Annotated in this window: 22 protein-coding genes and 1 riboswitch; of the genes, 2 read left to right on the top strand and 20 right to left on the bottom strand. The window is 38.0% G+C overall.

Going from position 1 to position 22,223, the window contains the following annotated elements; genetic code table 11:
- From racE to ACQKNZ_RS08780, 7 genes are all read right to left on the bottom strand, one after another.
- A complete protein-coding gene (gene racE / locus ACQKNZ_RS08810) occupies nt 1–798 on the bottom strand; it encodes a glutamate racemase (RefSeq protein ID WP_144535547.1) in 798 nt (265 codons plus the stop codon).
- Nucleotides 799–807: 9 nt separating this feature from the next.
- Nucleotides 808–1,266, bottom strand: a complete 459-nt coding sequence (locus ACQKNZ_RS08805) for a MarR family winged helix-turn-helix transcriptional regulator (protein ID WP_427659209.1) — start codon at nt 1,264–1,266, stop codon at nt 808–810.
- Nucleotides 1,267–1,343: 77 nt separating this feature from the next.
- Nucleotides 1,344–1,568, bottom strand: coding sequence for a helix-turn-helix domain-containing protein (locus ACQKNZ_RS08800; RefSeq protein ID WP_225215939.1), 225 nt, complete (start codon nt 1,566–1,568; stop codon nt 1,344–1,346).
- A gap of 61 nt (nt 1,569–1,629) precedes the next feature.
- Nucleotides 1,630–2,082 (bottom strand): acyl-CoA thioesterase, encoded by a 453-nt coding sequence (locus ACQKNZ_RS08795; protein WP_427659206.1) that lies wholly within the window; start codon nt 2,080–2,082, stop codon nt 1,630–1,632.
- A gap of 355 nt (nt 2,083–2,437) precedes the next feature.
- Nucleotides 2,438–3,214 carry a succinate dehydrogenase iron-sulfur subunit gene (gene sdhB / locus ACQKNZ_RS08790; protein WP_186318036.1) on the bottom strand — a complete coding sequence of 259 codons (777 nt, stop codon included), beginning with the start codon at nt 3,212–3,214 and terminating at the stop codon, nt 2,438–2,440.
- Nucleotides 3,215–3,216: 2 nt separating this feature from the next.
- Nucleotides 3,217–4,977 (bottom strand): succinate dehydrogenase flavoprotein subunit, encoded by a 1,761-nt coding sequence (gene sdhA / locus ACQKNZ_RS08785; protein ID WP_144535540.1) that lies wholly within the window; start codon nt 4,975–4,977, stop codon nt 3,217–3,219.
- A 46-nt stretch (nt 4,978–5,023) separates the two neighbouring features.
- The gene (locus tag ACQKNZ_RS08780) at nt 5,024–5,635 is read right to left on the bottom strand and encodes a succinate dehydrogenase cytochrome b558 subunit (RefSeq protein WP_151113595.1); all 612 of its coding nucleotides are present in this window, start codon (nt 5,633–5,635) and stop codon (nt 5,024–5,026) included.
- A 291-nt stretch (nt 5,636–5,926) separates the two neighbouring features.
- On the opposite strand from ACQKNZ_RS08780, the gene ACQKNZ_RS08775 reads away from it, so the two are divergent.
- The gene (locus ACQKNZ_RS08775) at nt 5,927–6,340 is read left to right on the top strand and encodes a YslB family protein (RefSeq protein WP_191696790.1); all 414 of its coding nucleotides are present in this window, start codon (nt 5,927–5,929) and stop codon (nt 6,338–6,340) included.
- Nucleotides 6,341–6,401: 61 nt separating this feature from the next.
- Here ACQKNZ_RS08775 and ACQKNZ_RS08770 read toward each other — a convergent pair whose 3' ends face one another.
- From ACQKNZ_RS08770 to zapA, 13 genes are all read right to left on the bottom strand, one after another.
- The gene (locus ACQKNZ_RS08770; RefSeq protein WP_427659203.1) at nt 6,402–7,622 is read right to left on the bottom strand and encodes an aspartate kinase; all 1,221 of its coding nucleotides are present in this window, start codon (nt 7,620–7,622) and stop codon (nt 6,402–6,404) included.
- A gap of 104 nt (nt 7,623–7,726) precedes the next feature.
- A riboswitch (Lysine riboswitch) is annotated at nt 7,727–7,902 on the bottom strand.
- Between the two features lie 43 nt (nt 7,903–7,945).
- A complete protein-coding gene (gene uvrC, locus ACQKNZ_RS08765; RefSeq protein ID WP_427659201.1) occupies nt 7,946–9,736 on the bottom strand; it encodes an excinuclease ABC subunit UvrC in 1,791 nt (596 codons plus the stop codon).
- Nucleotides 9,737–9,788: 52 nt separating this feature from the next.
- On the bottom strand, nt 9,789–10,103 hold the full coding sequence (gene trxA / locus ACQKNZ_RS08760; RefSeq protein ID WP_144535532.1) for a thioredoxin: 315 nt from the start codon (nt 10,101–10,103) through the stop codon (nt 9,789–9,791).
- Nucleotides 10,104–10,233: 130 nt separating this feature from the next.
- Nucleotides 10,234–11,211, bottom strand: a complete 978-nt coding sequence (locus ACQKNZ_RS08755; RefSeq protein ID WP_342577173.1) for an electron transfer flavoprotein subunit alpha/FixB family protein — start codon at nt 11,209–11,211, stop codon at nt 10,234–10,236.
- 88 nt (nt 11,212–11,299) lie between these two features.
- A complete protein-coding gene (locus tag ACQKNZ_RS08750) occupies nt 11,300–12,073 on the bottom strand; it encodes an electron transfer flavoprotein subunit beta/FixA family protein (RefSeq protein WP_427659199.1) in 774 nt (257 codons plus the stop codon).
- A gap of 21 nt (nt 12,074–12,094) precedes the next feature.
- Nucleotides 12,095–12,868 carry an enoyl-CoA hydratase gene (locus ACQKNZ_RS08745; protein ID WP_144535527.1) on the bottom strand — a complete coding sequence of 258 codons (774 nt, stop codon included), beginning with the start codon at nt 12,866–12,868 and terminating at the stop codon, nt 12,095–12,097.
- 15 nt (nt 12,869–12,883) lie between these two features.
- Entirely contained in the window at nt 12,884–13,465 is a 582-nt protein-coding gene (locus ACQKNZ_RS08740; RefSeq protein WP_144535525.1) for a TetR/AcrR family transcriptional regulator, read from the bottom strand.
- Between the two features lie 88 nt (nt 13,466–13,553).
- Nucleotides 13,554–15,251, bottom strand: coding sequence for an AMP-binding protein (locus tag ACQKNZ_RS08735; protein WP_151113591.1), 1,698 nt, complete (start codon nt 15,249–15,251; stop codon nt 13,554–13,556).
- Between the two features lie 434 nt (nt 15,252–15,685).
- Entirely contained in the window at nt 15,686–16,096 is a 411-nt protein-coding gene (locus ACQKNZ_RS08730; RefSeq protein WP_144535521.1) for a DUF350 domain-containing protein, read from the bottom strand.
- Between the two features lie 143 nt (nt 16,097–16,239).
- The gene (locus ACQKNZ_RS08725) at nt 16,240–18,603 is read right to left on the bottom strand and encodes an endonuclease MutS2 (RefSeq protein ID WP_427659195.1); all 2,364 of its coding nucleotides are present in this window, start codon (nt 18,601–18,603) and stop codon (nt 16,240–16,242) included.
- Nucleotides 18,604–18,618: 15 nt separating this feature from the next.
- Nucleotides 18,619–20,322: a DNA polymerase/3'-5' exonuclease PolX gene (gene polX, locus ACQKNZ_RS08720; RefSeq protein WP_427659193.1), complete on the bottom strand. Its 1,704-nt coding sequence runs from the start codon at nt 20,320–20,322 to the stop codon at nt 18,619–18,621.
- Between the two features lie 66 nt (nt 20,323–20,388).
- Nucleotides 20,389–20,931 carry a CvpA family protein gene (locus ACQKNZ_RS08715; RefSeq protein WP_427659191.1) on the bottom strand — a complete coding sequence of 181 codons (543 nt, stop codon included), beginning with the start codon at nt 20,929–20,931 and terminating at the stop codon, nt 20,389–20,391.
- A gap of 4 nt (nt 20,932–20,935) precedes the next feature.
- The gene (zapA, locus tag ACQKNZ_RS08710) at nt 20,936–21,196 is read right to left on the bottom strand and encodes a cell division protein ZapA (protein ID WP_144535514.1); all 261 of its coding nucleotides are present in this window, start codon (nt 21,194–21,196) and stop codon (nt 20,936–20,938) included.
- Between the two features lie 79 nt (nt 21,197–21,275).
- Here zapA and rnhC point away from each other — a divergent pair, with 79 nt between their 5' ends.
- Nucleotides 21,276–22,214, top strand: a complete 939-nt coding sequence (gene rnhC, locus ACQKNZ_RS08705) for a ribonuclease HIII (RefSeq protein ID WP_427659189.1) — start codon at nt 21,276–21,278, stop codon at nt 22,212–22,214.
- Nucleotides 22,215–22,223: the final 9 nt, after the last annotated feature.

Genomic DNA, 22,223 nt, shown 5'->3' with positions numbered 1-22,223 from the left:
TCAATTAAATGAAATTGTTCTAACATCTGCGTTCGACATTTCTAACCACTTTTCTACAATTGTTTTAAAGATAGGAACAGATCCGGTTGTATAGAAAATCGGTTCCTTCGCTTCTTTAATAGGGTTCTGTAAATGATGATACTCTAAGTACTCCAGTACATCCTGGGCAGTTTCTTCTGCTGAGGAGAGAACATGCACGTTCTTTCCAACAACACTCTCGATATGTTTTTGTAGTAAGGGATAGTGTGTGCAACCAAGGATTACTGTATCAAAATGCTCTGATTTTAAGGGCTCTAAAGCCTCTATAACCATTTTGTGAGCAAAATCACCCTCATATTCATTACTTTCTACAATTGGCACAAAAGTAGGGCAAGCAAGGGGAATTACCTTACTTGATGTATTTAAGGCAGCAATCGCCTCTTCATACGCCCCACTTTTAATAGTACCGCTTGTACCTAAGACTACGATTTCGTTTTTTTTAGTTGCCTTAATAGCTGCTCTTGCACCTGGGAAAATAACGCCAATTACAGGAAATGGCATTTTTTTACTTAGTGAATTAAGAGCCACTGCTGTCGCAGTATTACATGCTATCACGAGCATTTTTATATTCATTTTAGACAAGGCAATTGCCATTTGCCATGTGAATTTACGAACTTCACTGCCAGTTCTAGGTCCATAAGGACATCTAGCTGTATCACCTATATAAATAATTTCTTCGTTGGGAAGTAGTCGCATAATTTCTTTTGCAACTGTCAAACCTCCCACACCAGAGTCTATCACACCGATTGGGGCTTTCACGTCAATTCCTCAGTTCTTTTTCATCTCTTGATGTAATTTTGCTAATAAAGTTGATAATGCTGTTGCTTCGTCTTGATCAAATTGTTTTAGCACGTCTTTTAAATACTGCTGTCGTTTGTCAATTACTTCTTCGATGATTCGTTCGCCTTCTTTTAATAAATGTATCCGTACGACACGACGATCTTGCTCGTCTCTTACTCGCTGGACCAATTTGCTCTTCTCCATACGGTCAATTAAATCCGTTGTGGTACTAAAAGCTAAATACATTTTATTAGATAAATCCCCGATTGTCATGTCTCCAATTTCAAAAAGCCATTGAAGTGCCACAAATTGGGGAGGCGTTATCGTATAAGAATTAAGGATTTGTCGCCCTCTCTGTTTGATAATCCCTGATATATGCCGAAGCTCTTTTTCTAAAAAAGCAACATCTTCGTGATTTAACTCAACTTGATTTTTTTCTTCTGCCATTAATAACTTCACTCCTCAAAACAATGCGTCCTACTTATTATTGTGACTTGTTCTGAGGAAAATGGCAAGGATTCAAATCAATTCAATGATAATTCTCCAAGTCTTAATAGTTCAACAATTGCTTGTGATCTACCTGATACACCTAATTTTTGTATCGTATTAGATATATGGTTGCGAACTGTTTTTTCACTAATAGACAGCTGAATTGAAATGTCTTTTGTAGAATTATCTTCTACTAATAACTGAAATATTTGACGCTCTCTGCTCGTCAATATTGATCGTTGCTGATTACCATCGTACAATGCCATAGCCCCCTATCCACTCTCCTACTAACGTATGTAGCAAGGGGATGGTAGGTGACGGCTAGCTGATACTCTTTTGAAAAACTTCTCTTTCCTCTTCCGTCCATTTTGCAGCTTTTCCAGTTCTTTTATCAATTTGGACGATAGAGCCTCTACCTGTGAATACGATTTCCCCTTTTACATTCTTTGCCATGTAATGTATATCAACTGATGATCCCCCAACGGAATTAGCTTTTACATAAACCCGAAGCTTCTCATCAAAAAAGACTTGCTTCTGGTAATCGCATTGTAAATCGGCAACAACTGGTATCTTATCCCCTTTAGGATTTAGCCAGTCATTCATAAGCATTATATTTTTGAAGTATTCAATACGCGCGTATTCGAAGTATGCAAAAGTAACCGTATTATTTAAATGTCCGTACATATCCGTTTCTGAAAACCGTACACTCACCTCTGAGTAAAATGAAAATTCCTTTTCCCATGCTTCTAAGTTTTCTATGTATGCTGCTCTCATCTAATAATCCCCTTTATAAAATAGTTAGCCTATATCCATTAAATGAATAGCCATTCATTTAATTATATCAGAAAATTAAAAATCTAACTAATGCTTAGAAATAAAATTTTAAAATGTTACAGCTATTTAGCGACTCCAATCATAAATAGTTCTATCCGGTTATAAAATTTCGCGAACGGTCATAAATTTTTCTATCCGGTCATAAACCTACGGCGAACGGTCATAAATTTTTCTATCCGGTCATAAACCTGCGTTGAACGGTCATAAACAACTCTGCTCATTACTCACGGTAATCTAAGATTTTCCCCATAAGAAAAAGCCTAGAATCTTAAATTCTAGGCTTTTTCTATCTATATTAGTCAACCATATTGTCGCTTCCGAAGAAGTTTTTGAACATTTGAACTGTAGTATCACGGTTCAATGCAGCGATAGAAGTTGTAAGTGGAATACCTTTTGGACAAGCAACAACACAGTTTTGTGCGTTACCACAGTTTGCAAGGCCTCCGTCTCCCATAATTGCATTCAAACGCTCGTCCTTATTCATAGCTCCAGTTGGATGAGCATTGAACAAGCGAACTTGTGATAGTGGTGCTGGCCCGATAAATGAAGCATTATCATTTACGTTTGGACAAGCCTCTAAACATACACCACAAGTCATACACTTAGATAATTCGTAAGCCCATTGACGTTTACGTTCAGGCATACGTGGACCCTCTCCAAGGTCATAAGAACCATCAATTGGAACCCATGCTTTTACTTTTTTCAAAGCATCGAACATGCGGCTTCTATCTACTTGAAGGTCACGTACAACAGGGAAAGTACTCATAGGTGCTAATTTGATCGGTTGAGTCAATTGGTCAATAAGTGTTGAACAAGATTGACGTGGACGACCGTTAATAACCATAGAACATGCTCCACAAACTTCCTCTAAGCAGTTCATGTCCCAAGTTACTGGAGTAGTAGCTTTACCATCTGTGTTCACTGGTCTTTGACGAATTTCCATTAAAGCGGAAATTACGTTCATATTTGGACGCCAATTAACTTCGAATTTTTCCCAGTAGGGATCAGATTCAGGAGTATCTTGACGGTATACTTCTATTTGAACTTTTTTGGTTTCAGTTGCCGTCACCATAATTAGTTTGCTCCTTTCGTTGATGAGTAATCACGTTTACGAGGAGCAACAAGTGATACATCAATTTCTTCATAATGAATGATTGGAGCCCCTGTAGCTGGATCAAACTTAGCCATAGTAGTTTTCATGAATTCTTCGTCATTACGTTCTGGGAAATCAGGTTTGTAATGTGCTCCACGGCTTTCATTACGTTGAAGTGCTCCTAACGTGATAACACGTGCTAAGTATAACATATTTTTCAATTGACGCGTAAATGAGGCACCTTGGTTAGACCAACGTTGCGTATCATCCATGTTAATATTTTCGTATCTTTCCATTAACTCTTGGATTTTCTTATCAGTTTCTTCTAGCTTGTCATTATAACGTACTACTGTTACGTTATCGGTCATCCACTCGCCTAGTTCTTTATGAATTAGGTAAGCGTTTTCTGTACCTTTCATAGCTAGTGTTTGATCCCACTTCTCTTGCTCAAGTTTTACTTCATTTTCATAAATTGAAGCATCCAAGTCTTCTGCATGAGTTGCAAGGCCTTTCATGTATTTAACTGCATTAGGGCCAGCTACGCTTCCTCCAAATACAGCAGAAAGTAATGAGTTAGCTCCTAAACGGTTAGCTCCATGTTGAGAATAGTCACATTCACCAGCAGCGAATAGACCAGGAATGTTAGTCATTTGATCGTAATCTACCCATAATCCACCCATTGAATAGTGAACTGCTGGGAAAATTTTCATAGGAACTTTACGAGGATCGTCCCCAGTAAATTTCTCATAGATTTCAATAATTCCACCAAGTTTAACGTCTAATTCATGCGGGTCCTTATGTGAAAGATCTAGATAAACCATGTTTTCACCATTAATACCTAATTTTTGGTTTACACAAACATCAAAGATTTCACGAGTCGCAATATCACGTGGTACTAGGTTACCATATGCAGGATATTTCTCTTCTAGGAAGTACCATGGTTTGCCGTCTTTGTATGTCCAAATACGTCCACCCTCACCACGAGCTGATTCTGACATCAGACGTAGTTTATCATCTCCAGGGATTGCAGTTGGGTGAATTTGAATGAATTCCCCGTTTGCATAGTAAGCTCCTTGTTGATATACGATACTTGCTGCAGAGCCTGTATTGATAATAGAGTTAGTTGTTTTACCGAAGATGATCCCAGGTCCACCTGTTGCCATGATTACTGCATCTCCACGGAAAGCACGGATTTCAGATGAGTTAAGGTTTTGCGCTTTAATACCGCGACAAGTACCTTCATGGTCTTTTATAATACCCAGGAATTCCCAGCCTTCGTACTTCGTTACTAATCCTTCTACTTCATAACGACGAACTTGCTCATCAAGCGCATAAAGTAATTGTTGACCAGTTGTTGCACCAGCAAATGCTGTACGGTGCATTAAAGTTCCTCCAAAACGACGGAAGTCCAATAAGCCCTCTGGAGTACGGTTGAACATAACACCCATACGGTCAAATAAATGGATGATTCCTGGAGCGGCATCAGCCATTGCCTTAACTGGGGGTTGGTTTGCTAAAAAGTCTCCACCATATACAGTATCATCTAAATGCACTGCAGGTGAATCACCTTCACCTTTTGTATTTACAGCTCCGTTAATACCGCCTTGAGCACAAACAGAGTGTGAGCGTTTAACAGGAACTAATGAGAATAGATCTACTTGTGTGCCTTCTTCAGCAGCTTTCATTGTTGCCATTAAGCCAGCTAATCCACCGCCGACAACAATAAGTTTACTTTTTGCCATGCTATTTCACTCCTTAAATTTATAGTAGCTTAGGTGTAGAAGGGTCTTATACGAATGCTAAAAGTGCTTGTACACCAACTACAGATAACGCTAAGAAGATTACTAATGTTACATAAGTTGAAATTCTTTGAGATTTTGGTGATTGTGTAATTCCCCAGCTTATAAGGAATGACCAAATACCGTTAGCTAAGTGGAATGTAGCTGAAACTACCCCAACAATATAAAACGCTAACATCCAAGGATTCGATAAGATTTCATTCATCATATTGAAGTTAACTTCTTTTGCACCAATTGCTTTTTGGAAACGTGTTTCAAAAATGTGCCATGCAATAAACACCACTAGGAAAATACCTGTGAATCGTTGTAAAATAAATAACCAGTTTCTTAATGTGCCATATCTATTTGGATTATACTTAACAGTAAATGCAATATAGATACCATAAAATGCATGGAATAATAAAGGAATATAAATTACGAAAATTTCCAGCAATAGCACAAATGGAAGGCTTTCCATAAAATGAGTAGCTTTGTTAAAAGCCTCTTCTCCTCTTGTAGCAAAATGGTTAACTACTAAATGTTGCGTCAAAAATAATCCGACTGGAATAATCCCTAGTAAAGAATGTAATCGACGCATGTAAAATTCGCGATCTTTCGACAAAACAGTAACCCCCCTCAGATTTCCAATTAGCGATGATTAAATTATTGTAATAGAACAATAAATCATCACATGTTCACACCTTCTTGTTACGAATTTATGACATATCCATTGTACTCTCATCATTTTGGAGCGTCAAGGTATGTTTCTTTATTTTATTCATCTTTCAGACACATTTCCCTATAATGATTAGATTAACTTTTCACAAAGTATTCCATCCCCGAGAAAAATTTTATGTTAAAATAGATTCATAGTTTTTTATTTACATTTTCTTTTAGAAAGAAGGGTTGCTACTTGAATGAAAAAGAACATTCACATGTAACTTCCTTTGGATACGAAATAATAAGAGATCACGTGCTTGCTTCTATTCTCGGAAAACATGAAAAAGATATTTTATACTGGGCAGGTAAAGACCTCGCTCGTAAATTTCCTCTCTATTCAATGGAAGAAGCCATCTCTTTCTTCCAAGAAGCTGGTTGGGGAAAGCTTGAATTAGAAAAAACTTCGAAGGATTCGGCTCATTACATATTAGAAACCTTTAATTTGCCTCAAAGTGGGATTAACAGAAGTCATAGACTAGAGGCAGGTTTTCTTGCGGAGCAGCAACAAAAAATTGGCGGCTATGAGACCGAGTGCTATGATGAGCTTGTCAAAAAAACTGGAATGGTCACTTTTCATATAAAATGGGATTTAAAAAGTTCGCGATAAAACAGCATGTATACAAAAAAGAGGATTGTAGGTAAAACGACAATCCTCTTTAAATATAGAATTATCGGCTGATAGCCAATTCAAATTCATTATGAAGGGCATTAGCAGCTTGGATCATATTCCCCTGAGGTACTACTACAGAAACTTTAATCTCTGAGGTGCTTACCATTTTGACAGGTATGTTCTCCCTACTAAGACGGTCAAACATTTGGGCAGCAACACCTGGATTAGATACCATTCCCGATCCTACTATCGATACTTTAGCTAGGCCAACCTCAAAATCAGCAAAAGTAAAACCTAAAGTTTTTTTATTTGTTTCTAAAACCTCAATTGCTTCTGAAAGTGATTCCTTTTTGATAGAGAACGAAACTGTTGGCTTAATGCCCTCAACGATTGATTGGACAATAATGTCTACGTCTATATTATTATTAGCGAGTGTAGTGAAAATGGAAGCTAGCGAACCATTAAAAGGCACTTCATACTCTATAGTCAAACGTACTATATCTGATTCAAACGCTACCCCACGTACTACTAAATTTTTTTCCACATCTACTTCCTCCTTTAAAATTGTTCCTTCTGTTTCTTCATAGCTTGATCGTACTCTAAGTGGTATTTTATAATTTTTTGCAAACTCCACTGCTCGGGGGTGCAATACTCCAGCGCCTAAATTGGCTAACTCTAACATCTCATCATATTCCAACTGCTCTAGTTTTCTAGCATCTAATATATAACGAGGATCTGAAGTATAAATGCCATCTACGTCTGTGTAAATATCACATATTTCTGCATCTATCGCAGCTGCAATAGCGACGGCAGTAGTATCTGATCCTCCTCTTCCTAAGGTAGTGATTTCCCCCTCCAAAGAAATCCCTTGAAATCCTGCGACAATTACTACTTGATTACCATCAAGATATTCATTTATCTTGTTGCCATTTAGTTGACTGATTTTCGCATTTCTATGTACATCGTCTGTTTGGATGCCTGCTTGCCAACCTGTGAGAGATAGGGCTTCCACACCAAGTGAGTTCAATTGTATTGCAAGCAAGGACATCGTCACTTGTTCCCCTGTTGACAACAACATATCCATCTCTCTTTTTACAGGACTATCGGTGATTTTACTTGCCAACAAATTTAAATCATCAGTTGTTTTACCCATTGCAGAAACAACTACTACAATATCGTGGCCTTTTTCTTTTTCATTTTGAATCCTTTTTGCGATATTCGTTATTTTGTCGAGAGTGCCTACAGAAGTTCCGCCAAATTTCATAACAATTTTACTCATTAACCTATCTCCCCTTTTGTCTCTGTCAGGATACAATAAAAAAAGCTTTCCACAAGATTGCGGAAAGCTAACTCTTCTCATACACGGTCAAAAAACAATTGCCCATGTGAGATAGCCCTCCAGAATATATATTCTGACAATCCTGCATCTCTTAAATACAGAACCAACATAGAAAAGGAAAAGCTTTTCTATATTTCGGCGAACAACCCTTTCCTAACCCCTCAATGGATCTTTCATCCTCATGATTAGTACTATTGCAATTCGCACCTCTATCTTCACTGTTTGAATAGTGAATATTAAATTGTTTTAAAGATAACACAAGATTATTCAGAAGACAATAAATTTTTCTGAAAATGAGCAATTAGATTATCTGCTAATTTACTAGGAAGCCCAGATTCGATTAACTCTTCCTTAGATGCAGCTTGCATTCGTTTAACGGAGCCAAAATGCTTGAGTAGTAGTTTTTTTCGCTTTGGTCCGATTCCTTCTATTCCATCTAATGAAGAAGCAATAGTATGCTTCCCTCTTTGTTGACGATGGAATGTGATAGCAAAACGATGGACCTCATCTTGAATCCTTTGTAATAAATAGAATGCCTCGCTAGTTCGCTTCATAGGTATAATCATTAAGGGATCACCATAAAGCAAAGAAGAAGTTTGGTGTTTCGTATCCTTGGCTAGTCCTGCAATAGGTATATCTAAGCCCAATTCATCTTCAATAATTTCGCGAGCAGCCTCTATTTGTCCTTTACCACCATCAATAATGATAAGGTCAGGAAGTGGCAGTCTTTCTTTTAGTACTCTTGTGTATCTTCTTCGAACAACCTCGCGCATCGCTCCATAGTCATCATGCTTGGCTGCTGTTCTAGTTTTATATTTACGATAATCTTTTTTATATGCTCTGCCATCAACAAAAACTACCATGGCTGAAACTGCATCTGTCCCATGGATATGTGAATTATCAAATGCTTCGATTCTGCTTGGCATGCTAATTCCCATCAATTGACCTAATTCCTCTACAGCCCCAACTGTCCGCTCCTCTTGACGTTCGATTAAGTGAAATTTTTCTTTCAATGCAATTGAAGCATTTTTTTGAGCCAGATCTACTAAGTTCTTTTTTGCTCCCTTTTGTGGAATAATGACCTTCATTTGCAGCAGCTCAGACGCCAAATCCAAATCGGTAGTATTTGGGACGAATATTTCCTTTGGCTTGATGTGTTCAGGTTTGGCATAAAACTGGCCTAGAAACGTAAGAAACTCTTCCTCCGGGTCACGATACATCGGGAATAGCGACACATCTCTTTCTATCAGTTTACCTTGGCGCACAAAAAAGACTTGGACGCACATCCACCCTTTGTCTACTGAATATCCGAAAATATCACGGTTCGTGAAATCATTCATCGTCATTTTTTGTTTTTCCATAACTTGATCAATGTGGGCAATTTGATCGCGGTATTCCTTAGCTCGTTCAAACTCAAGCTGTTCCGCTGCAGCATTCATTTTTTCTGTCAGTTCTTTCTTGACCTTTCCATGTCCACCATTAAGGAAACTAGAGATTTCGTGAATTATTTCTGTGTATGTTGGTTCATCAATTTCCTTTACACATGGAGCTAAGCACTGACCAATATGATAGTAAAGACAAACTTGACTAGGTAGCTTTTGACACTTTCTTAATGGATATAGTCTATCCAGCAGCTTTTTCGTTTCATGGGCAGAATGGGAATTTGGATAGGGTCCAAAATATTTCCCTTTGTCCTTTTTTACTTGTCTTGTAATAATTAGCTTTGGGTTCTTTTCCCCTGTAATTTTTATATATGGGTACGTCTTATCGTCCTTGAGCATGATATTGTATTTTGGATCATGCTTTTTGATCAAATGGAGCTCCAAGATCAATGCCTCTAGCTCAGACGATGTAACGATATATTCGAAGTCCACTATCTCTTGTACTAATCTTTGAGTTTTTCCATCATGTGAACCGGTAAAATAAGATCTTACACGATTTTTTAATACTTTTGCTTTTCCTACATATATAATAGTGCCTTTTCGATCCTTCATCAAATAACAGCCCGGTTGATCTGGTAGGATTGCACATTTCTGTTGAATTAGTTCGTTCATCTCATCACCTGTTTAAAAAAACCGGGCGCCTTAGAGGACCCGGTTTTTATTATTATGCGTTTTTCTCAACGAATTGAACTAGTGCTTCTTTTGGTTGGAAACCAACAGCTTTGTCTACTGGCTGACCATCTTTAAATAACACTAATGTTGGGATTGACATGATACCGAATTGACTTGCAGTCGCTTGGTTCTCATCTACGTCAACTTTAACGATTTTAACTTTCTCGCTCATTTCAGCATCCATTTCTTCTAGAACTGGAGCAATCATTTTACATGGTCCGCACCATGTTGCCCAAAAATCTACTAATACTAATCCTTTTTCAACTTCTTGTGAGAAGGTTTGATCTGTTCCATGAACAATTGCCATATATAATTCCTCCTTTATTAACTCTAAATAGATTATAGCAGACAAAAAATGCTTCATCTACAATTTAGCTTACACACGTAAATTTCATTTATTCACACAAAAACTCGGCCCATAAAGAGCCGAGCATTTTTTATGCATTCACTTTAAGCTTTTTGAATTCTTCTGTTAGCATCGGGATAACTTCAAACAAGTCTCCGACAATTCCATAGTCAGCGACTTTAAAGATATTAGCTTCTGGATCCTTGTTAATCGCCACAATAATTTTAGAGTTAGACATACCTGCTAAATGCTGAATTGCTCCAGAAATACCAGCCGCGATATAAAGGTCAGGAGTTACAACCTTACCAGTTTGGCCGATTTGTAGTGAATAATCACAGTAGTCAGCATCACAAGCTCCACGAGAAGCTCCAACTGCTCCACCTAACACGTTCGCAAGCTCTTTTAATGGTGCAAATCCTTCCTCACTCTTCACTCCACGTCCACCCGCGATAACAACCTTCGCCTCTGATAAGTCTACGCCTTCCGTAGATTTACGTACTACTTCTTTAATGATTGTGCGTAGGTTTGTGATGTCAACTGATAGAGAAGAAACGTCACAAGATTTGCTATCGTCTTTTACAAGTGGTGCGATGTTGTTTGGACGAATTGTGATGAACTTAATACCTTCTTTAACTTTAACTTTTTCAAAGGCTTTACCAGAATAGATTGGACGAATATATACTGCATCTTCCCCTTCTCCTTCGATAGCTGTTACATCGGAAATTAGACCGATTTGTAATTTACTAGCGATTTTAGGAGATAGATCTTTTCCAAGAGCTGTATGACCAAATACAATTGCTTCTGGGTTTTCTTGATCGATTACAGCCATAAAAGCTTGACCATAGCCATCAGAAGTATATTGTTTCAAGTGTGGATGCTCTACAGTAATCACACGGTCTGCACCGTATTTTCCTAGCTCAGCAGCTAAATCTTGAACTGCATCTCCTAGTAATACTGCTACTACTTCCCCACCGTCAGAAATTTGCTTTGCTGCAGCGATTGATTCATATGATACATTACGAAGTGCACCTTCACGTGCTTCCCCTAAAACTAATACTTTTTTAGACATGATTTGTTCCTCCCATTTAATAAATGATTCGAACCCTCTTTACTTAACAAGACAGTTCATAGATTACTAGAAACTTAACCGTAAAAAGTTATACTACTTTCGCTTCTGAATGAAGTAGGCTCACTAGCTCTTTTACTTGATCAGCTAGTTCTCCCTCTAAAACTTTTCCAGCTTCCTTTTTAGGAGGTAAGTAAATTTCTATTGTTTCTGTTTTTGCCTCTATGTCATCTTCATCAATATCAAGGTCATCTAATTCTAGTTCTTCTAAAGGTTTTTTCTTAGCCTTCATTATTCCCGGTAAAGAAGGATAGCGTGGCTCATTTAAACCTTGCTGTGCAGTAACTAAAAGAGGTAAAGATGCTTCTAAAATTTCTGTGTCCCCTTCAACGTCACGTTTGATCGTAGCGGTTGTTCCATCGATTTCTAGGTTAGTAATAGTAGTTACATAGTTTATACCTAATAATTCTGCAACGCGTGGTCCAACTTGACCTGAACCGCCATCGATAGCAACGTTTCCAGCTAAGATTAAATTTACATCCTTGTCTTTTAAGTATTCGGAAATTATATGAGCCGCAGTGAATTGGTCCATTTCTTCAACATCATCTTCTGTATTGATCAGAACTGCTTTGTCAGCACCCATTGCTAAAGCTGTACGTAGTTGCTTTTCAGCATCCTCGCCACCCATTGTAATGACTGTAACTTCACCACCGTGTGCGTCGCGAACTTGGATAGCTTCCTCGATTGCATACTCATCGTATGGGTTGATGATGAACTCAGCACCATCCTCTTGAATTTTTCCACCACTTACAACAATTTTCTCCTCTGTATCGAACGTGCGTTTAACTAGAACATAAATATTCATGTTGAAGTCCTCCCAATATTGTTATTTACCTTTAAAGACAGGCTGTCTTTTTTCAATAAATGCTGAAATACCTTCTTTGGCATCCTCTGAAACAAATACTGTTCCAAAAGCGTTTGCTTCTGCTTTTACCCCTTCGTGATAAGATGAAGTCTTCACAAATTGAAGCATTTCCAAAGCAGCCTTCACGGCAACAGGGCTTTTCGTAGCAATTTTGTTTGCTAGCTCCCCTGCTTTTTCAAACAATTCTTCCTCTGGATAAGCATGATTAGCTAGCCCAAATGCTGCCGCATCCTTTCCACTGATTGGTTCACTTGTTAGTAGCATTTCTGCCGCCTTAGCAAACCCTACATATCGTGGAAGGCGTTGGGTACCAGCGAATCCTGGTATTAAACCTAACTGTAGCTCTGGCAAACCAAGTTTAGCATTTTCAGCGACCAATCGAATATGACAGCTCATGGCCAACTCAAGTCCCCCACCAAGTGCTGCACCATGAATGGCTGCAATCACCGGTTTTGGAAATGTTTCGACTCTTTCGAATATAGTTTGTCCGCTAGAAGCTAGCTTCGAGAACTCCTCTCCAGAAGTCACAGTGGTAAATTCTTTAATGTCTGCTCCTGCAGAAAAGAATCGACCTTCCCCTTTTAGAAGGATAACACGAACATTTTCATCGTGCTCCACCTCATCTAGCAAGCTATTAACCTCTAAAATAACACCCCTAGCTAATGCATTTGCAGGAGGACGATTCAGCGTAACGGTTGCTACATGATTTTCGACATTCCATGACAAAAACTCCATCTACCCACATCCCTTTTAGGTTGTTATACCTTTTAGTAATAGACGATGTACTTTTTCTGTTAGTCCGACTAAGTCATATTTATACTCATTCATCACCCAGGAAGTAGTCGTCTCATCAATTGTACCAAAAACCATTTGTCTTGCTAAGCGAATATCTACAGAATTTTCGAATTCCTCGTTTTCAATACCTTCTTTTAAGATAGTGTCGAGTAATGTCAAATAATTTTTTAAGATAGCATTTATTCGCAAACGTAACGCTAGGTTAGATTGACGTAGCTCCAATTGAGTTACAGTTGCTAGATGCCTATTACTAGCAAGCACCTTAAAATGATTTTCGATCATTTTATACAACTTATCAGAAGCACTGATATTCTCTTTTAAAATTTCCTTCAAGTTATCCGCAAAAACTTCCATTTTTTCTTCAAAAACCGATATTAAAATATCTTCCTTGTTTTTGAAGTACAAATAGATTGTTCCATCTGCAACGCCAGCTTGTTTAGCTATTTTAGAAACCTGAGACTGATGGTATCCATTCTCTGCTATAACAATGATTGCAGCGTCAATAATTTGCTTATACTTAGGTTTGTCTTTCTTCAATGAATTCACCACCAAAAAATAAAAATATGAATGATGATTCATTCATATTTTTATTTTATATTCAATTTTTTATATTGTCAATAAACAATTAACTCTGTACTGCCACCTGCTTCAATTTTTCTCTTTCTTCGTCTATAAGGTTTCTTCTTAATATTTTTCCGATAGCTGTTTTTGGAAGCTCTTTCCTAAATTCATAAATCCTTGGAACTTTAAATGATGCGAGATTTTCGCGACAATGTGTATTAAGCTCTTCCTCAGTTGCAGTCATTCCCTCTTTTACAACTATATAGGCTTTTACAGTCTCGCCACGATATGGATCAGGTACACCTGCAACTACACATTCCTGTACTGCAGGATGTTCGTAAAGAACCTCCTCCACATCACGAGGATAAATATTATAACCACCAGCAATAATAAGATCTTTTTTACGGTCTACAATATAAAAGAAACCGTTTTCATCCATGTACCCTAAATCACCTGTTAGCAACCAACCATCTCTCATCGTCATATCAGTATCCTCTTGACGATTCCAATAGCCTTTCATTACCTGTGGTCCCTTTACAGCGATTTCTCCTATTTCACCATAAGGTAATGGGTCCGTGGATTCTGGTCCAAAAATAGTTGCTTCCGTATCAGGCCAAGGAACACCGATGGAACCTTTTACTCGATCTGCACTATAGATTAAATTAGCATGTGTTACTGGAGAAGTTTCAGTTAAGCCATAGCCTTCTACCAGTCTTCCACCCGTAACTTTTTCAAATTTTTCCTGAACTTCTGCTGGTAGAGGTGCCGAGCCACTTAAACAAGCTACGATAGAGGATAAATCATATTTTTTTACATCTGGATGATTTAAAATCCCTATATACATAGTTGGTGCACCAGGAAACAATGTAGGTTTTTGTTTATCAATTGTTTTTAAAGCAGTTTCTACATCAAACTTAGGTAATAATACCATACGATTTCCTTGCATAACAGAGAAAATCATAACAGTAGTCATTCCATACACGTGAAAGAAAGGTAAAATTCCTAAAATTGACTCTTCACCTTCACGACATTCATGCAGCCAAGCACGGCACATCGAAGCGTTTGCAATCAAATTTTTATGTGTGAGCATAACTCCTTTAGGGAAGCCAGTCGTACCCCCTGTGTATTGTAGAAGAGCTATATCTTCATTAAAATCAAATGGTAAAGAAATCGAATCCATCTTTCCAACCTTCATAATTTCAGTAAATAGATGGTTCATCCCCCGATGCTCTACTTTTACACTAAATCCATATTGCTTCTTCTGAATAAAAGGATAAATGAGGTTTTTAGGAAAAGGTAAGTAATCCTTAATCCCTGTAATAATTAAGTTTTCCAAATTTGTTTCTTTAATAACCTTAGTTATTCGAGGGTAAAGAATGTCCATAGCCAAAATAATTTTAGCTCCTGAATCCTTTAATTGATAAGCTACCTCACGTTCGGTGTATAGAGGATTTGTTTGAACGACAATACCTCCAGCATACAGAATCCCGTAATAACCTATAACCCCTTGTGGACAGTTCGGTAGCATGATTGCTACTCTTTCGCCACTTTGCAGACCTAATGACTGCAAATAATTCGCAAACTTCATTGATGATTCATATAGCTCTTTGTAAGTTACATCTCTCCCCATGAAATGTATAGCTATCTTCGTTGGAAATTTCTTGTACGCTCTCGTAAGATACTCTTGGACGGGAATAGATTCATAGTCAAGTGTGTGTGGAACTTCCGGCGGATAGTGAGAAAGCCATGGTTTTTCAATCATTTGTTTGCCCCCTTTGTACGATTTTAATAGAGTGAATATTCCTATTTTTTATTATAGATAAAAATGAATGACAATTCAATTCATAAAACAAGAAAAATATTAGCGCTTGTGCCTGCCCTGACATGCAAAAGGGAGAAAGCGAGAAAGCGGTTACACAATTATCATAGCTTTTATCCATTTGACCACGCAGGACAAGGCAGTAGCAGTTAGATAAATAATTGGAAAAGAAAGCATTTACTTTCTTTTCCTAAAAAAAGAGACCGCAATAATCCGCTAATTCATTAATTTGAATTACAAACGCATTATTACAGCCTCGTTTAGAGTTTAAATTAGTTCTATGAATTTTTTACTATATATAGTATGCCGATTGCTAGAAAAAATATTCCAACTACAATCAATATTTTCGACAATTTTTCCATCTATATCTCTCCTAATTAAATACTCGCACCAATTACAAATGATAATCCAACGGAAATAATTAACGAGATAAATCCAACAGAGCGATTATCATTTTCTATTTCTTTATCGACGTTAAAACTTGGAGTTAAAAACTCAAAAAGCCAATAAGCTACAATTAGTAATGCAAAGCCATATAATCCCCAGCCAATCATCTCAAAAAGGGAATTATGCTCTTCAATGGAGTATTTAAAAATATTACACACACCAAATATTTTCCCACCAGTAGCTAATGCCACTGCAACATTTCCATTTTTAATTTCCTGCCAGTTTTTATATTTGGTCACTATTTCAAACAAAACCATGGAAACAATTAAACATAAAACAACGACACTAAAATAACCTGCAGATTCTACTAATGGATTTGACCAAAAACTACCTAGCAGCATGATATAGCCCCTCTCAAACTTTTCTTTCTATACGAATGGGTATTTGAAAAGTTTCAACATAATATATATTTATTTGAATAAGTATCGTAAATAAAGAGATGACAGAAGTACACAAAATCTGTATCTCTTTCCTTCCATCCATGTTATTTCAGTTCAACTACAGTTACTCCATGGCCACCTTCGCCCGCTTCACCAAATCGATAACTATTCACTCGAGAATGATTTTTCAAGTACTGTTGTATCGCCTGTCTTAGGACGCCTGTACCTTTCCCGTGGATAATAGAAACTCGTGGATAATTAGCCAAAATAGCATCATCTATATATTTTTCAGTTCGAAGTATAGCATCCTCGTATCGCTCTCCACGTAGGTCTAGCTCAAGCTTTACATGTGAATCTCTTCCTCTAACAGCATTAACTGATACTGATTGTTTCTGCTTTTCGGGTTTAATATATTCTAAGTCTGCCTCGTCTAACTTCATCTTGAGCATTCCGATCTGAACGGACCATTCAGTTTTCGATACTTTTTCAAGTAAGGTACCTTTTTGGCCAAAGCTTAGTACCTTCACCTCATCGCCCGACTTTAATTCTTTTGCCTGTTCATTCAATTTTTTCTGCTTCTTCAAAACTGGATTGTTCGGAAGGGCTTCATCTAAACGTTTTTTAGCATCTATTAGCTCATGCTCTTTCACAAGCTTATGCGTATTTGACTGCATTTTTCGTAGCTCACTGATGATTTCATCCGCTTCTCTTCTTGCTTCTTCCACAATCTTTCTCGCTTTTTCCTTTGCTTTTTGCTCTAGTTTTTCTTTTTTCTCGTCGTACTCAGCCAACTTTTGCTCGAGGTCGTCTTTTAGGCGCTTAGCTTTTTCTAACTCGACCTCAGTTTCTTCTGCATCTCGCTCTGCTTGCCTACGGCTATCCTCTAATGAGGCTATCATGGAGTTTACCTCTCCTCGATCCGTTCCAGTAAAGGTTTGAGCCTGTGAAATTATATGGTTTGGTAGACCTAAGCGCTCGGAAATTTCAAACGCATTGCTTCGTCCAGGTACACCAATTAAAAGCTTATAGGTCGGGCTTAGTGTTTCAATGTCAAACTCCACACTGGCATTGGCTACACCAGGTCGGTTATAACCATATGCCTTTAGCTCAGGGTAGTGGGTAGTTGCCATGACACGTGCACCCGTTCCGTGGACAGCATCAAGAATAGATATTGCTAGGGCTGCCCCCTCTTGAGGATCCGTTCCTGCTCCAAGCTCGTCAAACAAGATTAACGATTTATCGTTATATTTCTTCAAAATATCCACAATATTAACCATATGAGAGGAGAACGTACTTAAGCTTTGCTCGATAGATTGCTCGTCTCCGATATCTGCAAACACAGATTCAAACAGAGCAACCTCTGACCCGTCCAGCGCTGGAATCGGTATTCCACTTTGAGCCATTAGAGTACAAAGGCCAACTGTTTTCAAAGTAACGGTTTTCCCGCCCGTATTCGGACCTGTTATCACTATCGCTGTAATTTCTCTTCCGAATTCAATCGTATTTGGAACTGCTTGTTCTACTGGAATAAGAGGGTGTCTCGCTTTTACTAAGCGTATATAACCATCGTTGTTGATTTGGGGCATAGTACATTTTTCTGCCTGTCCATATTTAGCTTTTGCTAAAATGACATCGATTTCTCCAAGTATGTTAACTAAAAGGAAAATCTCATGCCCAACAACCTCAACCTCACCTGTCAAACGTATAAGAATGCGTTCAATTTCTTCCTGTTCCTTCACCTTTAAAGCCCGAATGTCGTTATTGATCTGGACTACAGCTGAAGGTTCAACGAAAAGAGTTTGACCAGAAGAAGATTGATCGTGAACAATGCCACCGTAATGGCTGCGATATTCCGATTTAACCGGAATCACATATCGGTCGTTTCTAATCGTTATAATAGAATCAGATAGCATTTTCGCTGCATTAGCGCCACGTGTGTAGCTCTCTAGCTTCTCACGGACACGACTCACCTGAATTCTCAGTTGCTGACGAATGGAACGTAATGTACTACTCGCACTATCTAGCACGCTGCCGTTTTCATCAATACAGTCGTTTATCTCATGCTCTAATGCTGTCAAAATAGGTAACGAATCCTTTTTTGAAAGAAAATGAGGAATCTCTACAGATTCTGTTTCTGCCATATTTTCTAAAAAGTTTCGAAGAATTTTACTTGCTCTAATAGTGCTTGCAGTTTCCATAAGCTCCATTGGACTCAGCATCCCACCAATTTGAGCACGTTTCGCATGCGGACGGATATCTACAATCCCTCCCATAGGAACGTTCCCTCTCAAGCGAAGAATTGTGAGACCCTCATCCATTTCCTCTAATAGTATAGATACTTCCTCATAATCTACAGAAGGGACTAATTTTTCGATATGCGATTTCCCGATAGATGAAGTACAATATTTCCCTACTTCTTCCCTGATTTTATAATATTCTAAAGTTTTCAGTGCTCTTTCAGCTATCACCGAGGCACCTCCTAATTATTTCTTCAAGTATTGTTTAAATTTATCTAATGTCCATGTATTAACAATATTCTCTTTGTGAAGCCATGCTTTCTGTGCATATTTGACGCCTACATCCATATATCTTAGTTGATCTATATGATGCGCATCCGTGTTAATCGCAATTGGCACACCCTTTTCCTGCGCCATTTTTAAATAGACTGTTTCTAAATCCAAGCGATGCGGGTTAGCATTTAGCTCTAATATCTTTCCGAATTCACTTGCCCACTCTATTAAAGTCGGCACATCCGGATCGTAGCCAGTACGGCTACCAATAATTCTCCCCGTAGGATGAGCAATCATATGAACATGTGGATTTTCAATTGCTGTTCTCAGCCTTGCCATAATCTTGTCCTGTGATTGACTAAAGCTTGAATGGATGGAAGCAATAACAAAGTCTAACTGCTCAAGCAATTCATCATCAAAATCTAGAGAGCCATCTGGGAGTATATCCATCTCTGTACCTGCGAAAATTTCTATATCACTATATTTTTCATTCATGACATGTATTGCTTCTATTTGTTGTAACAGTCTCTCCCTAGAAAGGCCGTTTGCTACTTTTAAATAATTTGAGTGGTCAGTAATTACAATATGAGAGTATCCTTTTTCTCTACATGCCTCTACCATTTCTTCAATAGAGTGAGCTCCATCTGACCACGTAGTGTGCATATGAAAATCTCCCTTTATATCCTCTAACGTTACAAGGCTAGGAATCATTTCTAGCTTGTTTAGCTCTGTTCCATCCTCTCGAATTGTAGGCGGGATAAAAGGTAAATCAAAGTATGCATAGAATTCTTTCTCAGATTCAAAGGACTGAACGGAGCCATCTTCCTGCTCTACCCCGTATTCACTTATTTTCAGACCCTTTTCTTTGGCAATTTGTCTCATTTTAATATTGTGGTCCTTAGAACCGGTAAAATGGTGCAATGCGGAAGCGTATTGATGGGGCTCCACCAGCCTAAAATCAACATCTACCTCATTTTCTACATCTAAGGTCACAGATACCTTGGTGTCTCCTGCTGCAATCACTTTTAGTAGGGGGAGCTTCTCTAGCAATTCCTCTCTAACCTTTAGTGGTAAAGTCGTTGCTACGATAAAGTCGATATCCTTACTAGATTCCTTTACTCTTCGATAGGAACCTGCAACAGAATACTTAACAACAGTATCCATGCTTGCTAAAATACCTTCGATAAAGGCAACAATAGGCTCAAGCTGCCAAATAGCGGTTCTCTCAGGTTTTGTTTGAAAGACTTCTAGCTGTGCTAATATTTTTTCTTCTGTTTTAGCTCCAAATCCCGCTAGTCCTTTAACCTTACCTTCCTCACATGCAATCTTTAAGGACTCAATCGAATCTACACCTAATTCTTTATAAAGCTTGGCGATTTTCTTTCCTCCAAGACCTGGAATCTTTAACATAGGTAAAAGTCCGCCTGGCACAGATTCTTGCATTTCCTTAAGCAAAGAGGACTCACCAGTTTCGATTAAATCGTTGATCACTGCCCCTGTTGCTGCTCCAATCCCCTTCAGAGAAGTAATATTGTCCATCTCAGATAAGCTACGTTCGTCTAACTCTAAAACTTGGGCAGCCTTACGAAAAGCAGACACCTTAAAAGGATTTTCTCCTTGGAGTTCCATATATAACGCAATTTTTTCTAACGTTTTAATAATTGTCTTTTTGTCCATGAGTAGACCTCCTCTATTTAAAAAAACTTCCCTCTACTGAGAGAAGTTCTTCTTACATACTAGATATTACTTTTCTAAATAAATATACCACCAGTTTTTAACCATCTCAGATAGGATTGGCGTATGTTCAAGCATCCATGAAGTTAAGAATGAACCTGATGTAATATTTTGTATAAATTCAATTGGCAATAGCGCAAAAACATATAAAAGGACGAATATGATGAAATAAAACTCTATAAATCCTAGAATTGCTCCTGCAACATTACTCACAAAGCCTAGTATAGGCAAATACTTTAAAAAATCAAACATGGAGGCTATTAATTGTAAGCCAAACTTAACAACCATAAAAATTAAAGTAAACGCGATAATCCGGTAAAACGTTTGGTCTAGGTCCAATGTTTCTACTGCAATTGTTAATGATGAATCTGAGGTTACTGCAGGAAATGGTATCCACAGAACAAATTTGTCTGCCAGTGGTTTATAATAGATATAGGCGACGACGAGGGCAACGATGAAGCCCGTCATATGAATAAGTTGAACGATCAACCCACGTCTAGCGCCAGTTACAAAGCCGGCAATTAATAAAATCAGGATAATTAAATCTAACATTTTTTCAGTCCTTTAGCCTTTTCAATTCTTCTTCTAGAAGTTCTAGCTGTTCTTTTACTTTTATGTAATCGTTTACTGCATTAACAGCGGTAAGCACTGCTAATTTTGCGATATCTAGCTGTCTATTATGAGAGTGTATTTCTCTCATTTTATCATCTACGATGGAGGCAACGAGTCTCATATGACCAGATGTTTCAGTTCCTGCCATTTTATAATTCTGTCCATAAATATCGACAGAAATCCTTGTTTTCTCTTGTTCTGACAAAGACATACCCTCCCCCAGAAAATCCTATGTATAATAATAACACGAAATAGATTACGTTGTGAAGAAAGGAACAATATGAATGTCAAATGAAGTTTTATTATTGCCAGCTAACGAAATAGAAAAAGTGAAGGCACATTACTTAAAATTCAAAATCGAACGCTCTGCACCAGGGGTAGTTTTCGCTGCTAAGCTTGTAGATACAGCCATCACCATTTATAAATCAGGAAAGGTAATGTTTCAAGGAAACGGTGCTTCTAGAGAGGCAGCTCTTTGGAGCGGAAACATTTCTCCAACAAATCCTATAAAGAGCAGTTCGTCAAAAGGTGACATTCTCCCGGAAAACTTCACCACATTATCCGTGATCGGTTCTGATGAAACAGGCACTGGAGATTATTTTGGTCCCATTACTGTAGCAGCCTGCTATGTACCTGCACATCAAGTAGAACTTGTGAGAGAACTGGGAGTTAAGGATTCCAAAATGCTAACAGATGAGCTGATGCGTCGAATTGCCCCAGACCTGATGAAAACATTGTCCCATAGTGTGCTCGTATTAAAAAATGAAAAGTATAACGAAATTCAAGGTCGAGGCTGGTCCCAGGGTAAAATTAAAGCAATGATGCATAACCAAGCCTTAAAGCATGTTTTAAATAAAATAGAGCCAGAAAAGCCCGCTTACATATTAATTGATCAGTTTGCAGAGCGTGGTATTTATTACAACCATATCAAAATGGAGAAGGAAATCATACGTGAAAATGTTTTGTTTTCGACAAAGGCAGAGCAATTACACGTTTCAGTCGCTGCAGCTTCCATTATAGCAAGATATGCTTTCTTGAAGGAAATGGACCGTCTTACGGAAATAGCACATACCACTATTCCAAAAGGAGCTAGTGCAAAAGTGGACGAAACAGCTGCAAAAATTTATTTGAAGCATGGAGAGGAATTCCTTAAATCTATTACAAAATGGCATTTTGCAAATACACAAAAAGCCATGAAACTTGTTCAAAAAAGAAAATTTTAACGTGTGGAG

This window comes from Psychrobacillus sp. NPDC093200 (assembly GCF_050280345.1).
Lineage (GTDB): Bacteria > Bacillota > Bacilli > Bacillales_A > Planococcaceae > Psychrobacillus > Psychrobacillus faecigallinarum.
This window is presented reverse-complemented; position numbering and strand designations above follow the sequence as displayed.

Coding starts and splice junctions, on each gene's coding strand:
- ACQKNZ_RS08750 (WP_427659199.1), bottom strand. CDS start 12,073: ATGAATATTTATGTTCTAGTTAAACGCACGTTCGATACAGAGGAGAAA.
- ACQKNZ_RS08770 (WP_427659203.1), bottom strand. CDS start 7,622: ATGAGTAAAATTGTTATGAAATTTGGCGGAACTTCTGTAGGCACTCTC.
- ACQKNZ_RS08715 (WP_427659191.1), bottom strand. CDS start 20,931: ATGTTAGATTTAATTATCCTGATTTTATTAATTGCCGGCTTTGTAACT.
- ACQKNZ_RS08755 (WP_342577173.1), bottom strand. CDS start 11,211: ATGTCTAAAAAAGTATTAGTTTTAGGGGAAGCACGTGAAGGTGCACTT.
- polX (WP_427659193.1), bottom strand. CDS start 20,322: ATGGACAAAAAGACAATTATTAAAACGTTAGAAAAAATTGCGTTATAT.
- ACQKNZ_RS08805 (WP_427659209.1), bottom strand. CDS start 1,266: ATGGCAGAAGAAAAAAATCAAGTTGAGTTAAATCACGAAGATGTTGCT.
- uvrC (WP_427659201.1), bottom strand. CDS start 9,736: ATGAACGAACTAATTCAACAGAAATGTGCAATCCTACCAGATCAACCG.
- rnhC (WP_427659189.1), top strand. CDS start 21,276: ATGTCAAATGAAGTTTTATTATTGCCAGCTAACGAAATAGAAAAAGTG.
- trxA (WP_144535532.1), bottom strand. CDS start 10,103: ATGGCAATTGTTCATGGAACAGATCAAACCTTCTCACAAGAAGTTGAA.
- ACQKNZ_RS08730 (WP_144535521.1), bottom strand. CDS start 16,096: ATGCTGCTAGGTAGTTTTTGGTCAAATCCATTAGTAGAATCTGCAGGT.
- ACQKNZ_RS08735 (WP_151113591.1), bottom strand. CDS start 15,251: ATGATTGAAAAACCATGGCTTTCTCACTATCCGCCGGAAGTTCCACAC.
- ACQKNZ_RS08745 (WP_144535527.1), bottom strand. CDS start 12,868: ATGGAGTTTTTGTCATGGAATGTCGAAAATCATGTAGCAACCGTTACG.
- sdhA (WP_144535540.1), bottom strand. CDS start 4,977: ATGGCAAAAAGTAAACTTATTGTTGTCGGCGGTGGATTAGCTGGCTTA.
- sdhB (WP_186318036.1), bottom strand. CDS start 3,214: ATGGTGACGGCAACTGAAACCAAAAAAGTTCAAATAGAAGTATACCGT.
- ACQKNZ_RS08795 (WP_427659206.1), bottom strand. CDS start 2,082: ATGAGAGCAGCATACATAGAAAACTTAGAAGCATGGGAAAAGGAATTT.